Origin of the sequence: Pseudomonas sp. NFACC51 (genome assembly GCF_900103575.1) — a bacterium.
Taxonomy (GTDB): Bacteria; Pseudomonadota; Gammaproteobacteria; order Pseudomonadales; family Pseudomonadaceae; genus Aquipseudomonas; species Aquipseudomonas fluorescens_Q.
The window spans coordinates 130797-145058 of record NZ_FMXH01000006.1 but is presented as its reverse complement, the minus strand read 5'-3'; the positions used below and the strand labels follow the sequence as shown (position 1 = coordinate 145058).

Annotated in this window: 10 protein-coding genes; 6 read left to right on the top strand and 4 right to left on the bottom strand. The window is 60.6% G+C overall.

Going from position 1 to position 14262, the window contains the following annotated elements; translation table 11 throughout:
* The first annotated feature begins 8 nt into the window (after positions 1-8).
* The 4 genes from aceF (at position 9) to msrA (ending at position 7046) form a co-directional block, all read left to right on the top strand.
* A complete protein-coding gene (gene aceF, locus BLT00_RS14150) occupies positions 9-1649 on the top strand; it encodes a dihydrolipoyllysine-residue acetyltransferase (protein WP_092146698.1) in 1641 nt (546 codons plus the stop codon).
* 396 nt (positions 1650-2045) lie between these two features.
* Positions 2046-3437 (top strand): alkaline phosphatase D family protein, encoded by a 1392-nt coding sequence (locus tag BLT00_RS14145; RefSeq protein WP_092146700.1) that lies wholly within the window; start codon positions 2046-2048, stop codon positions 3435-3437.
* A 182-nt stretch (positions 3438-3619) separates the two neighbouring features.
* Complete coding sequence (locus BLT00_RS14140; protein ID WP_092146702.1) at positions 3620-6313, top strand: putative bifunctional diguanylate cyclase/phosphodiesterase; 2694 nt, start codon at positions 3620-3622, stop codon at positions 6311-6313.
* A gap of 85 nt (positions 6314-6398) precedes the next feature.
* On the top strand, positions 6399-7046 hold the full coding sequence (gene msrA, locus BLT00_RS14135; protein WP_072340029.1) for a peptide-methionine (S)-S-oxide reductase MsrA: 648 nt from the start codon (positions 6399-6401) through the stop codon (positions 7044-7046).
* Between the two features lie 213 nt (positions 7047-7259).
* On the opposite strand, the gene BLT00_RS14130 is transcribed toward msrA, so the two are convergent.
* The 3 genes from BLT00_RS14130 to BLT00_RS14120 all read right to left on the bottom strand — a co-directional run bounded on the left by BLT00_RS14130 (position 7260) and on the right by BLT00_RS14120 (position 10963).
* Complete coding sequence (locus tag BLT00_RS14130; RefSeq protein ID WP_003197086.1) at positions 7260-8099, bottom strand: 23S rRNA (adenine(2030)-N(6))-methyltransferase RlmJ; 840 nt, start codon at positions 8097-8099, stop codon at positions 7260-7262.
* Positions 8100-8180: 81 nt separating this feature from the next.
* The gene (locus BLT00_RS14125; RefSeq protein WP_175456237.1) at positions 8181-8912 is read right to left on the bottom strand and encodes a DUF4123 domain-containing protein; all 732 of its coding nucleotides are present in this window, start codon (positions 8910-8912) and stop codon (positions 8181-8183) included.
* A complete protein-coding gene (locus BLT00_RS14120; RefSeq protein WP_092146704.1) occupies positions 8909-10963 on the bottom strand; it encodes a type VI secretion system Vgr family protein in 2055 nt (684 codons plus the stop codon). Before BLT00_RS14120 ends, BLT00_RS14125 begins: the two co-directional genes overlap by 4 nt.
* A 268-nt stretch (positions 10964-11231) precedes the next feature.
* Here BLT00_RS14120 and BLT00_RS14115 point away from each other — a divergent pair, with 268 nt between their 5' ends.
* Together BLT00_RS14115 and BLT00_RS14110 are read left to right on the top strand one after the other, a co-directional pair.
* Positions 11232-11726, top strand: a complete 495-nt coding sequence (locus tag BLT00_RS14115) for a DUF2165 family protein (protein WP_063323239.1) — start codon at positions 11232-11234, stop codon at positions 11724-11726.
* Between the two features lie 90 nt (positions 11727-11816).
* Positions 11817-12581, top strand: a complete 765-nt coding sequence (locus BLT00_RS14110; RefSeq protein ID WP_092146706.1) for a heparin lyase I family protein — start codon at positions 11817-11819, stop codon at positions 12579-12581.
* A 139-nt stretch (positions 12582-12720) separates the two neighbouring features.
* Here BLT00_RS14110 and putP read toward each other — a convergent pair whose 3' ends face one another.
* Positions 12721-14205 (bottom strand): sodium/proline symporter PutP, encoded by a 1485-nt coding sequence (gene putP, locus BLT00_RS14105; protein WP_092146708.1) that lies wholly within the window; start codon positions 14203-14205, stop codon positions 12721-12723.
* Positions 14206-14262 lie beyond the last annotated feature (57 nt).

Genomic DNA, 14262 nt, shown 5'->3' with positions numbered 1-14262 from the left:
GAATTTTCGTGAGCGAACTCATTCGCGTACCTGACATCGGCAGCGGTGAAGGTGAAGTAATTGAACTGTTTGTGAAGGTCGGCGACCGTATCGAAGCCGACCAGAGCATCCTGACACTTGAATCGGACAAGGCCAGCATGGAAGTGCCTGCGCCGAAGGCCGGTGTGATCAAGAGCCTGAAAGTGAAGCTGGGCGATCGCCTGAAAGAAGGCGACGAACTGCTGGAGCTGGAAGTCGAGGGCGCCGCTGCGGCACCTGAAGCGGCAGCGCCTGCAGCGGCCCCGGCGGCGGCTGAAAAGCCCGCCGCGGCACCGGCTGCCGAGGCGGCTCCCGCTCCGGCTGCTGCGCCTGCGGCGGCCACGGTCCAGGACATTCACGTTCCGGACATCGGTTCGTCGGGCAAGGCCAAGATCATCGAAGTGTTGGTCAAGGCCGGCGACACGGTCGAAGCCGACCAGTCGCTGATCACCCTGGAATCCGACAAGGCCAGCATGGAAATCCCGTCGCCGGCCGCCGGTGTGGTGGAAAGCGTCGAGATCAAGCTGGAAGACGAAGTCGGCACCGGTGACCTGATCCTGAAGTTGAAAGTAGCCGGCGCCGCCGCTCCGGCCGCGCCAGCCCAGGCCGCGGCACCCGCTGCCAAGACCGAAGCCGCTCCGGCTCCGGCTGCTGCCGCACCTGCCGCCAAGGCCGAAGCCGCGCCCGCCCCGGCCGCCGCACCAGCCCCAAGCGGTGCCAAGGTGCACGCCGGCCCTGCGGTGCGTCAGCTGGCCCGTGAGTTCGGTGTCGAGCTGTCCGCCGTCGGCCCAAGCGGCCCTCACGGTCGTGTGCTGAAAGAAGACGTGCAAGCCTACGTCAAGGCCATGATGCAGAAGGCCAAGAACGCACCGGCCGAAGGCGCCAGCGGTGGCGCGGGTATCCCGCCGATCCCGGCGGTGGACTTCAGCCGCTTCGGCGAAACCGAAGAAGTGGCCATGACTCGCCTGATGCAGATCGGCGCGTCGAGCCTGCATCGCAGCTGGCTGAACATCCCGCACGTGACTCAGTTCGACCAGGCCGACATCACCGAGCTGGAAGCTTTCCGCGTTGCGCAGAAAGCCGTGGCGGAAAAGGCCGGCGTGAAGCTGACCGTACTGCCCCTGCTGCTCAAGGCCTGTGCGCACCTGCTCAAGGAACTGCCGGACTTCAACGCCTCCCTGGCCCCGAGTGGCAAGGCTGTGATCCGCAAGAAATACGTGCACATCGGCTTTGCCGTCGACACCCCGGAAGGCCTGCTGGTACCGGTCATCCGCAACGTCGACCAGAAGAGCCTCTTGCAGCTGGCTGCCGAAGCCGCTGCCCTGGCCGAAAAAGCCCGGAACAAGAAGCTCACCGCCGACGACATGCAAGGCGCCTGCTTCACCATCTCCAGCCTCGGCCACATTGGCGGCACCGGCTTCACGCCGATCGTCAACGCGCCGGAAGTGGCGATCCTGGGTGTTTCCAAGGCCACCATCCAGCCTGTCTGGGACGGCAAGGCCTTCCAGCCGAAGCTGATGCTGCCACTGTCGCTGTCCTACGATCACCGTGTGATCAACGGCGCCGCCGCTGCACGCTTCACCAAGCGTCTGAGCGACCTGCTGGGCGACATCCGCACCATCCTGCTGTAACACCGCACGGCCCTCCCTTGGGGAGGGCCATTCGGAGCACTGTTTTCCGAGCGCCACGCTCGTACCTCAACCCCGCCCGTTTGGCGGGGCTTTTTTTGCCTGGAATTCCAGACAGGCTGCCTGGATGCTGGATGTCCCGGCCTCATCGCGAGCTTGCTCCCACAGGGACAACACAAGTCCTTTGTGGGAGCGAGCTTGCTCGCGATGGCGGAAAATCAGGCACCGCGGCAACTTTCCTACCTCGCAAGCTTGAAATGACTACGCCCCCTGTTAGTCATTACCCACAACTTGCGCCCTCTCCTCGATCAATATTTATCCTGCATCGAGCTTTAGCATCGGAGCCTCAAGGCAACTTGATGTTTGCCCCCACTGCTGAAACTTCGAATGGATTCGAATATGTTCAAACCTACCGTTGGCCCCATTGTTGGCCACACGACAACCGACCACGCCCGGATATTCCTGCGCGGCGATCGCGACAACAACCGGGTATTCGCCGGTATTCGCCATCGGCGCCAAGGCGATACACGCTGGTCGAAAGGGCACTTTGTCCAATTGAAGGCCTACCGCGACATGTCCGATGTCATCGTGCTGAAAGGCCTTCAACCCGATACCGCCTACGAGTACCAGGCCGGCTGGTTCAGCCCCCTGAGCCCGACCCATACCGTGGAAACCGTCCAGGAACTGCCGCTGCAATGGCCCAGGACCACCTACTGCTTACGCACGCCGGCCAGCAAAACCGATGCGCCACGCGCTTATATCGTGGGCTCTTGTCGCTACTTGCGAATCGCCGCCGGCATCCCATTGCTACCTGGGCTTGGCGACCGCACCTTTGCCGGCATCAACCGCCTCGTGGCGCAGGCCAACCCACCGATCAGCGCGGTATTGATGACCGGCGACCAGGTTTATCTGGATGACCTGAATGTCATCGGACCGGACCGAACCTATCAGAACATCCTTTTCAGATACCGATCGGTATTTGCCCAGCCGCATATCCGGAAACTGATGTCTGGCACCCCTACCTACATGATCCTTGACGACCATGAGATCGAAGACAACTGGCCCGCCAGGAAAACCGTCAACGACGACATCCTCTACGCAAATGCCATGGGCGCTTATAGGCTTTATCAGGCCAGCCACGGGCCAGCCCATGAACTGTCGAGCGACGGAACATTACACAAGTCGTTAACCCGTTACTGGTACACCTTCTCCCACGGCGATATCCAATGGTTCGTCACCGACAGCCGGACGCAACGCAACCTGTCGGCGAATGACCGGCGCATCCTCGACGAAGAACAGGAACAGTCCCTGCTCCAATGGCTCATCGACAGCCCCGCCAGGGTCAAACTCGTCGTGACCAGCGTCATGTTCTTCCCTGACAGCAAGCACGATGACGGCGACGCCTGGCAGGCCTTCCCGGAACAACGCCTGCGCCTGCTGGAAACCATACGCCGCCACCGGATCAAAAACGTGATTTTCGTCTCGGGCGATGTCCACGGCTCCATGACCAGCCGCCTGCGTCACAGCGAGGATCCTGATTTCGAGGTCAACACCGTCGTTTCCTCACCGTTCTACAACAGTAAATTGCTGCCTTTTGCAAAAGCCTCGGATTTTATTTTCCACAGGCCCATGGCCCGTACCCAAAGCGGCCAGTACCGCTATGAACTGACCAGCAAAGTGGTGAGCCAGGACAACTTCGCCCGCCTGCATGTCACGGCCCAGAGCCTTCAAGTCACCTTCCACGACCGGGACGGCAACCCCTTGCAGACGGTCGACATCCCACTGCAATGATCTTCCATGCCCTCTGATCGGTCGGCGACTGGAGAAATCCTCTCGTCGGCCGATAAAAGGTTTATAGCACTTGGCCTTCATCTCTCTTGTCAGCCAGTGCCGCAATGATGCAACCTTGCGCCAATCCGTAATAACGAGGGCGTCAGCCCGGCGCGATCAGCATTTTCGAAGCGAGTTTCCCCATGAAAAGCCAACCCGATGCCGCCAGCCGTATGGCGGCCGAGGTAGTGACGCAGTTACCGGTGCCCTCGCGGCTCGGTATGCTGCGTTTCGAACGGCTGAATGAAGCAAGCTGGGCGCTGTTGTTCCTCGATCCCAACTGCGAGCGATACTTCGGCCTGCCCGCCGTAGAGCTGTGCTCGCTGGTCAGTGCGCCTTACGCCAGCTTGATGGAACCCGAAGCACGCTATCAACTGCACGACACCATCCAGCAACAATTGGCCCAGGCCGCGCATTACCAGATTCGCTACACGCTCCACACCGCCAAGGGCCCGATGAACGTGCTGGAGACGGGTGAGGCCTATAAGCAACACAATCGTCATCTGCTGCGCGGTTACCTGCTGGCAGTGGACAATTTGCTGCAAGGCGAACCCTCCGTGCCGGCACTGGACCTGGAAACCCAGAACTCACGCCTGCAGATCGCCCTGGAACTGAACCAGCGCGCCCAGCAAGAACAACTCCAGCACCTGGACCGGGTACGCGCCCAACAGGACTTGATCCTGCTGCTGACCCGTCAACGCTACAGCGCCAACAACTCCCTGCTCGAAGCCGCCGAACTCATCACCCGCAGCGCCTGTGACATCTACCAGATCGACTGCGCCAGCCTCTGGAATCTGGACGATGGCAAACTGGTACCGATTTCCGCCTACAACCGCGCGTCCCAGGCGTACTTCCTGCCCGCGGTGATCGACGCCAACGACTTTCCCGACTACATGGAGGCGCTGCAGACCTGCCGCGCCATTGACGCCCACAATGCAATGCGCGACCCACGCACCCGAGAAATGGCCGAGAACCTGCGCGCCCGCGACGTCAATGCCATTCTCGACGCCAGCGTGCGTATCGACGGCCAGGTGGTGGGCGTGCTGTGCCTGGAGCAAGTAGGCGTCACCCGCGCCTGGCAGTCGGATGAAATCGCCTTTGCCGGCGAGCTCGCGGACCAGTTCGCCCAAGTCATCAACAACCATAACCGACGCACCGCCACCAGCGCCCTGCACTTGTTCCAGCGCGCCGTGGAACAGAGCGCCAACGCGTTCCTGCTGGTCAATTGCGACGGTGTGGTGGAGTACGTCAACCCGAGCTTCACCGCGATCACCCAGTACACTACCGAGGAAGTCCACGGCCAACGCCTCTCGGAACTGCCGGCCCTGGAGAACCTCAGCGAACTGCTGTTCGACGCCCCCTCGGCGCTGGCCCAGAGCAACAGTTGGCAGGGTGAGTTCAAGAGTCGACGCAAGAACCTGGAGCCCTACTGGGGCCAGCTGTCGATTTCCAAGGTCTACGGCGATAACCGCGAGCTGACCCACTACATCGGCATCTACGAAGACATCACCCAGACCAAGCTGGCCCAGCAGCGCATCGAGCGCCTGGCGTACACCGACAACCTGACCAACCTGGGCAACCGTCCGGCGTTCATTCGCAACCTCGATGAACGCTTCGCCCGGGACAGTGATTCGCCCATCAGCCTGCTGCTGGTGGACATCGACAACTTCAAGCGCATCAACGACAGCCTCGGCCACCAAACCGGTGACAAACTGCTGATCAGCCTGGCCCGGCGCCTGCGCAACAGCTTGAGCCCCAGCGGCAGCCTGGCGCGATTTGCCAGTAACGAATTCGCGGTCCTGCTGGACGACACGAGCCTGGAAGCCGGGCAACAGATCGCCAGTCAGTTGCTGATGACCCTCGACAAGCCGATGTTCGTCGATAACCAGTTGATCAGCGTGACCGGCTCCGTGGGCCTGGCCTGCGCGCCGCTGCACGGCCGCGATCCGCAGACCCTGATGCGCAACGCCGGCCTCGCCTTGCACAAGGCCAAGGCCAACGGCAAACACCAGGTCCAAGTGTTCACCGAAGCACTGAATGCCGAGGCCAGCTACAAGCTGTTCGTGGAAAACAACCTGCGTCGCGCCTTGACCCAGAATGAACTGGACGTGTTCTACCAACCCAAGCTGTGCCTGCGCAGCGGCCGTCTGCTGGGCATGGAAGCGTTGCTGCGCTGGAACCATCCGGAAAAGGGCATGATCCGCCCGGACCAGTTCATCAGCGTGGCCGAAGAAACCGGCCTGATCATTCCCATCGGCAAATGGATCGCCCGCCAGGCCTGCCGCATGAGCAAGCAATTGACCGCCGCCGGCCTGGGCAACCTGCAGGTGGCGATCAACCTGTCGCCCAAGCAGTTCTCCGACCCGGACCTGGTCGCCTCTATCGCCAGCATCCTCAAGGAAGAACAACTGCCGGCCCGGTTGCTGGAGCTGGAACTGACCGAAGGCCTGTTGCTGGAAGCCACCGAAGACACCCACTTGCAGCTCGACCAGCTCAAGCGCCTGGGGCTGACCCTGGCCATGGACGACTTCGGCACCGGTTACTCGTCCCTCAGTTACCTGAAGAAATTCCCGATCGACATTATCAAGATCGATCGCAGCTTCATCCACGAAATCCCGGACAACCAGGACGACATGGAAATCACCTCGGCGGTGATCGCCATGGCCCACAACCTGAAACTCAAGGTCGTGGCCGAAGGCATCGAGACCGCCCAACAACTGGCGTTTCTACGGCGCCACCGCTGCGACGTCGGCCAGGGCTACCTGTTCGACCGGCCAATCCCGGGCGCGGAGCTGATCGAAAAGCTCAAGCGCTACCCGCGTGGGCCTCTGGTCTGACAGCTGCGTATAGCTTGCGGCGGCTTTTCTGAGGCACACTGACGGTCTATTTCGCTCAACTCAATCTGACTGAAAGGACTGATAAATGGTCTTGCGCTCGGAAATCCTGGTGAACAAAAACGTGCTCCCTACTCAAGAACAAGCCCTGCCTGGCCGTGAAACCCCGATGACCGTGCCGGAAAAACACTTCGTCCTCGACGCACCGCTGCTGGGGCCGTTTGCCATGGACGTGGATTTCGCGATCTTCGGCCTCGGCTGTTTCTGGGGCGCGGAACGCAAGTTCTGGCAGCGCGAAGGCGTGGTCAGTACCGCGGTGGGTTACGCCGGTGGTTTCACACCGAACCCGACGTACGAAGAAGTCTGCTCGGGCCTTACCGGCCACAGCGAAGTGGTGCTGGTGGTCTACGAGCCGGCGAAAGTCAGCTACGAACAGCTTCTGAAGATGTTCTGGGAACTGCACAACCCGACCCAGGGCATGCGCCAGGGGAACGACATCGGCACCCAGTACCGCTCGGTGATCTATGCCACCACCCCAGCCCAACTGGCGGCGGCCAAACACAGCGAGCAAGTCTTCCAGGCCGAGTTGACCAAGGCCGGCAAAGGCACCATCACCACCGAAATCGAAGAAGCGCCAACGTTCTACTTCGCCGAGGCCTATCACCAGCAGTACCTGGCGAAGAACCCTGAAGGCTATTGCGGGATTGGCGGGACCGGCGTGACCTGCCCGATCTGACCTTTACACCCCAGACCCAGTGTGGAAGCTGAGCTTGTGGGAGCAAGGCTTGCTCGCGATGCAAACACCTCGGTGCATCTCATAGACCAAGGCGATGCCACCGCGAGCAAGCTCAGCTCCCACAGGGATTTTTGTCAGTTGCAGCGCTGTGAACACCCCGCAACCCACGTGGAGCTTGCTCGCGATGGCGACTTTCCAGGCGCCATTGATGTATCAGCTCTCAGCGATCAACCAATCCATCTGCCACCCGCCCTGGGTCTGCCCCAGCTTTTTCGACAGCCACGGCAGCAGTTCACGCAACTCTTCCTCCAACCCCCACGGCGGGTTGGCAATCGCCAGGCCGGAGCCGTTCAGGCTGTTGGGCGTGGCCAATGGATGCACCAGCAGTTCCACCCGCAACAGCTTCGGCGCGCCCGTGCCGGCCAGGTCCTGGTAGAAGCGGCGCAACATCCGCTGGTCCTTGACCGGGTACCAGATCGCCGCCACCGTCTGGCGCATCCGGCCAATGGCTTCCTTGAGGGAGGCGGCGCAGCGCTGCATCTCGTCCAGCTGTTCGAAGGGCGGATCGATCAGCATCAAGGCACGCTTCTCCGCCACCGGCAGCAGCGCCCGCGGCACATGCCAGCCCTCACCCAGATGGACCGCCACGCGACGGTCGCCTTTCATGTTGTCCTTGAGCAACACGCCGTCTTCAGGGTGTTTCTCGTTGAGCAGCACACGGTCCTGCGAACGGGTCAGGCGCCGCGCCAACTCCGGCGAGCCCGGGTAGTAGCGCAACTGCCCGTCCGGGTTCATCTCGTGCAGCACCTTCATGTAGTCGGCGGTCAGCGGCGGCAGATCGCTCTCGCCCCACAACCGCGCAATGCCTTCCAGATACTCACCGGTACGGTTGGCCTGGTCACCCTGCAAGTCGTACAACCCGATGCCCGCGTGGGTATCGAGGTAGGCGAAGGGCTGCTCCTTGCGCGACATCAAGGCGATGAGGCGGGTCAAGGTCAGGTGTTTGAATACATCGGCGTGATTGCCGGCGTGGAAGGCGTGGCGATAATTCATGGCGGCTCCTGCGAAGGGCGACGAGTTTACCTTGAAGTGCGTCGAACGTCAGGGGTTCGCAGCCCAGCGGACAGGCCATCATCAGCCCAGCTCTCGCAGCAAATAGGCCTGCAATGGCGCCATTTTCGCCTCAGCCACCGCCGATCGCTCAAGAAAGTGGGCAATCTTGCAGCGCAGGACGCTGCCGTCGACCCGCTCGAACACATGCGGATGCTCTTCACCCAGCCAAGTGAGCACGTTGTCCAGCAGACAGTCCGTCGGCCCCTCGGTCGTTGCGGCCAACAGGGTGATGGGCACTGGCCACCAAGGAAAAGCCTGGGCCGGCCGCTGGGTATTTCCCACGACCTCAAGGGATCGGCCATTGATCAGACAACGTTTGATAACCGGCAAGAGTTGCCCGGCCTCCACCTCCGTCGATTGCAGGATCGGCCGCATGAAGCGCCCATCCCAAAAACGCAGGAAGACCGGCTTGCCACCGGGCAACAGTACCTGTGTGAGCCCTCGCAAGTGTTCGACAAGGATTTCTTGACTCACGCACGAAACCGCCAGCCAACCCCAATCGAGGGAATCGGTGGCGGCTATCCAATCAAGAAACCCACTGTCTGCGCTGACCAGCCCTACATAGGGCATGACCGCTTCCCACCCGGCGTACGGCGTGTCGGCCCAGATCGGGCTGGCGACCGAGTTCATCGAGCGCCTCCAGGCCGACAACGCCCCGGCGCTACTGGCATTGCTGAAAATGGCGAATAGTTGCTCGGAGGCCTGCAAGGGGTGCTCCTCAAGCCAGGCGCGAGGAGATTGATCGCTGTTCATGGACGCCTCCGGACATCGACAGGTTTGTGAAAGACCGGCGCCGCCGCACAGGCGCCATTTCTGCAACGCTCGCACTCCTCACAGAACGGCGCCGAACCTTGGAAACTGAGAATCTGCGCAAGGGAAAGCGCAGGTGCCGCCGCAGCGACCCGCTTCTCGGCGCCGCCTGGAGAGCCGAATGCCGCGCTCATGACCGCCATCGGCGCGCCACCGACCTCGATGGGTACGCTGCTGGAAATCCCGCCGGCACCGATGTTGATCCAATGACCGCCAGCCTGAAGGGTCACGCTCGCGCCCCCATCCAAGACTACCTGCTGGCCGGCGCTGACATGAAACTGCTGGCTGGCATTCAGGACCTGGCTGGTGACACGAATATGCCGCTCACCGCTCACCAGCAGATGATCGTCATGCCGCACTTCTGCCCGGCGTTGACCGTGGGTGAGGCGCTGCTCATCGGCCTTGAGCTCGTGCCGTGCCGTACCGGCGACAACGATGCTGCGCTCGTGATCGACCTGCACCCGCTGGTCATGCAGCACATGCTGGGTCCAGTTGCGCTGGGCCCGCAGGTAGATCTCCTCGGCGCCCTTGCGATCCTCGATGCGCAATTCGTTGTAGCCTCCCCCGCCGGGGCTGCTCTGGCTGCGCAACACGCTTCGGGTCTTGTCCGCAGGCAAGTCCAGTGGCACCGGGTTGGCGCCGTTGGGCAGACAACCGACGACCAACGGCTTGTCCACGTCGCCATCGATGAACCCCACCAGGACTTCCATCCCGACTCGGGGAATCATCACTGCGCCATAGCGATCGTGAGCCCAACCGGAGGCCACGCGCAGCCAGCAGCTGGAATGCTCGTCGCGTTGACCGTCGCGATCCCAGACCAGTTGCACCTTGACCCGTCCGAACTCATCGCAATAGATCTCGCTGTCCACCGGTCCGGTCACCACCGCCAACTGATAGCCCTGGGCACGGGGCTTTTCGTGATGCAAGGGTGGCCGAAAGAACACGTCCCATGGCGTGGCAAGAAAGGTATTTTTGTAGCCCTGGAATTCATCCGGGCCGGCGGCGGTTTCTTCCAGCACCTGCGGTTGGCGGCCATGATGGTCGATCTGCGTCAGGAGCCAGAGATCATTCCACGGCTCTCGGGGATGTTCCTTGATACGCATGAAATGTCCGCTGACCAGGGCGTTTTCATTGCTGCCGCCTTCTGCCACGCAGTGGTCGGCGCCGTGGCGCTCGAGGGCGCATCGGGTCAGATGCTTGCCGTCGTCACGGGCGCAGAAACCACCGGGATAGTGATAGTCCTCGAGCACAGGACGCTGTCGATTGTCGAGTTGGGTTTGCAGTAACGAACCGGGCCTGCGGAAGTCGTAATCGCGCAACGTCACGGCAGTGGTACGGGTCTGGAGCCGCACCGCCAGGCGCTTGATGGCCGGCTCGTTGGCAGCCATGCCGCTGTCCGGCAGGTATAGCGTCGACTCAGGCAGGCGGGGAAACACCGTCTGGTCGTCACCGAACACCAGCAGATGACCGCAAGGGCGGTGCCTGAAGTGATAATGGATACCGACTTCGGCGCAGATCCGCTCGATGAAGGCCAGGTCGCTTTCGCCATACTGCACACAATACTCGCGTTCGGGATATTGGCCGCCAAGCGTGAACTGGCAGGCATCCGCCAGGATCCCGTGCTCCTTCAACACCCGGGCGACGATATCGGGTACGTTCAGGCGCTGGAAAATCCGCTGGTTGATGCGATGGCGCAAGTAGGCCAGGCGGGGCACCAGGCTGATCTGGTAACGGGTCAGGCGTTTGCCCGAATCCCCCTGGGCCACGCTATAGACCTGACCGTGTACGCCACTGTCCCGATCATCGAACCCCAGAAATGCCTGGCGATGCAGGAGCTCTTCCAGCGCCAGGTCAGACCGCTCGCTGACCAGCTCCAGATCAAAGCGATAGGGTTGGCTGATGGCCTCCTGCCCCTTGAACTCAAGCACTTTGAGTTCACTCGGTCCGCTGTCGAGCGTTAGCGTGAAACGTGATGGATTGGCAGGCGCGAACATCCGATGTCCTTTGCTGAGTGGAGGCCAGCGATTCTGCATCAGCCATCGGAAAGTTGATCGGCGCTCAGGAAAAACAGATTTTCCTTACATACACAAAGCTAAAAGCTGCAAAACGTGTGGCGCTTTCCGACAGACAATCCTTGCATCACGCCCTTCAGAAACCGTCGCACGAATGAATCAGCAACTTCTTACAACGCAACAGGACTCTGACTGCAAGTTCGCGTGATACCGTTTTTTACCCGATTACAAAAAGCAAAGGACGCAACCCATGACCATTCGCTACGCAAAGATTGCAATGATCCTGGCGCTCGCCGCATTCGCCTTCCTGACCGTGTTCAACAACATTACGGACTACAGCTCCAATTTCAATTTCGTCCATCACGTGCTGAGTATGGACACCACCTTCCCCGACAATGCCGCCCGGTATCGTGCGATCGACCAACCCTGGGTGTGGCACGGAGCCTATTGGCTGATCATCCTCGGTGAAGCCATCACGGCAGGGCTGCTGGGCTACGGCGCGCTGCTGCTGTGGCAGGCGCGCAAGGCCGAGGGCGCGGTGTTCGCACGTGCCAAGGGGTGGGCCATCGCCGGCTTGACGGTGGGTTTTTTCGTCTGGTTTTTCGGCTTCATGGTCGTTGGCGGCGAATGGTTTCTGATGTGGCAGTCAGAAATCTGGAATGGCCAGGATGCCGCGTTCAGATTCTACATGGCGATCCTGGGCGTGCTGATCTTCCTCAACCAGGCGGATCCCGACATGGCGTGAGCGCCGTGAGCATCGCGGGCCCACATCACGCCTCCCATAAGTGTCGAAAGTTTCACGTCAACAACATCAAGAACTTCAGGAAACTCACTGATGAAATTTCCCCTGCTCGCCGCTGCGAGCCTGATCACTGCCTTTCATCTTTGCCCCCCCGCGGAGGCCCACTTGATTTGGAATGGAGACGCCGCCAATCCTATCGGTAAAGAAAAAATATTCGCGAATGCCGTGAGTGAATGCCCAGCCCCGTCCAGCATCACCGTGGTAGACGATGATGACCGAGGCAAATCCTGGTTATTCCATAAAGGCGCCGGCGAGCCCCGCTGCGAAGCACGCAATATCAGGACTGGCGCCAATCACACACCCTATCGATTCGAAAAGGACAGAACCTATTTTATTGGCTGGTCATTCAGGTTGAATGACACCCAGAGCAATCATCATCCATTCCAGTGGAAGTCCTATGAAGCGGGGCATCAACAAAACTATCCGTTCCTGATGAGTGCCAAGGACGGCAACTTGAGGCTTTTCTACTACGGCATGCCAGGCGAGACATCCGGTGTGATCTGGACCCAACCCATTGAACCGCTGAAGTGGTACTGCCTGGTCTTGGCCATCCATACTTCCAATCAATCAAGCAGCGGTTGGACGCAGTTATGGTTCGAGGGTCAGGCACAGACCTTCAGCAACGGCCAGAAACGCTTTTCCGGAAGAACCTGGGACGGCGCGAACATAGGTGCGAACGAGCCTAAATGGGGCGTTTACAATAAGCATCAGCCAGGCGTCATGGAGGATGTGAAGAACTATATTTCCGGCCTGAAGATCGGCACCACGTACGCCGATGTCGAACAGTCCTGTCATTGAGGGGCTGGATTCGCTCGGTGAGCCACACGTTTTGCCAGTCCCATCCCACCTGACACCCGTAAAAAAGGCCCGCCTCCATTGGAGACGGGCCGTTTTCATGCAAGTCGTCCTGCGAGCCATCAAGGCCTCGCCGAAGGCCTTACTGGTTCAGGCGAAAATCTTTTTCCGCCGCGTCGAAGCGCTGCAGCATACCCGCGGTAGGCGTGCCCATCTTGCTGACGAAGTAGATAGCCAGGCTGGCGAAGATGAAGCCCGGGATGATTTCGTACAGGCCCAGCAACGCGAAATGCTTCCAGACGATCACGGTGATCGCACCCACCAGGATGCCGGCGAGCGCGCCATTGCGGGTCATGTTCTTCCAGATTACCGAGATCAGGACAACCGGGCCGAAGGCAGCACCGAAACCAGCCCAGGCGTAGCTCACCAGACCCAGTACGCGGTTTTCCGGGTTAGCGGCCAGGGCAATGGCGACCAGGGCCACCAGCAGCACCATGGCGCGGCCGACCCAGACCAGTTCCAGCTGGGAAGCGCCCTTGCGCAGGAAGGTCTTGTAGAAGTCTTCGGTCAGGGCACTGGAGCACACCAGCAACTGGCAACTCAGGGTGCTCATCACCGCCGCCAGGATGGCCGACAGCAACACACCGGCAACCCATGGGTTGAACAGGATCTTCGCCAGCTCGATGAACACCCGCTCTGGGTTCTCGGTCACGGGACCGGCCACGTCAGGGTGCGCCGAGAAGTAAGCGATACCGAAGAATCCCACAGCCACGGTGCCGCCCAGGCACAGGATCATCCAGGTCATGGAAATGCGACGGGCATTGGCGATCGACTTGACCGAATCCGCCGCCATGAAGCGCGCCAGGATGTGCGGCTGGCCGAAGTAGCCCAGGCCCCAGCCCATCAGCGAGATGATGCCGATGAAGGTGGTGTTTTTCAGCATGTCGAACGACGTAGGATCTTTTGCTTCGATGGCCAGGAACGTGGTGTCCACACCACCGGTAGCCAGCAGCACGATGATCGGCGTGAGGATCAGCGCAAAGATCATCAGGGTGGCTTGTACGGTGTCGGTCCAGCTCACGGCCAGGAAACCACCGACGAAGGTGTAGGCAATGGTTGCTGCAGCACCGGCCCACAGCGCCGTCTCGTAAGACATGCCGAAGGTACTTTCGAACAGACGGGCACCGGCCACGATGCCGGAAGCGCAGTAGATGGTGAAGAACACCAGGATCACCACCGCAGAGATGATCCGCAGCACGCCGCTCTTGTCTTCGAAACGGCTGGAGAAGTAGTCCGGCAGCGTCAGTGCGTCACCGTTGTGCTCGGTCTGAACCCGCAGGCGACCGGCCACGAATAACCAGTTCAGGTAGGCACCGGCGATCAGGCCGATGGCGATCCAACTTTCCGACAGGCCGGACATGTAGATTGCACCGGGCAAACCCATCAACAACCAACCGCTCATGTCGGAAGCACCTGCAGACAGTGCCGTCACCACGCTGCCCAGGCTACGACCGCCCAGGATGTAATCGGAAAGGTTGTTGGTGGAGCGGTAAGCCATCAGACCGATCAGGACCATGGCTGCGATATAGATCACGAAAGTGATCAAGGTGGGATTACTAACACTCATGAGTTACGCCCTGGCTTTGTTTTTATGTAGCGGTGGCAGTTGAAAGCATCGACAACA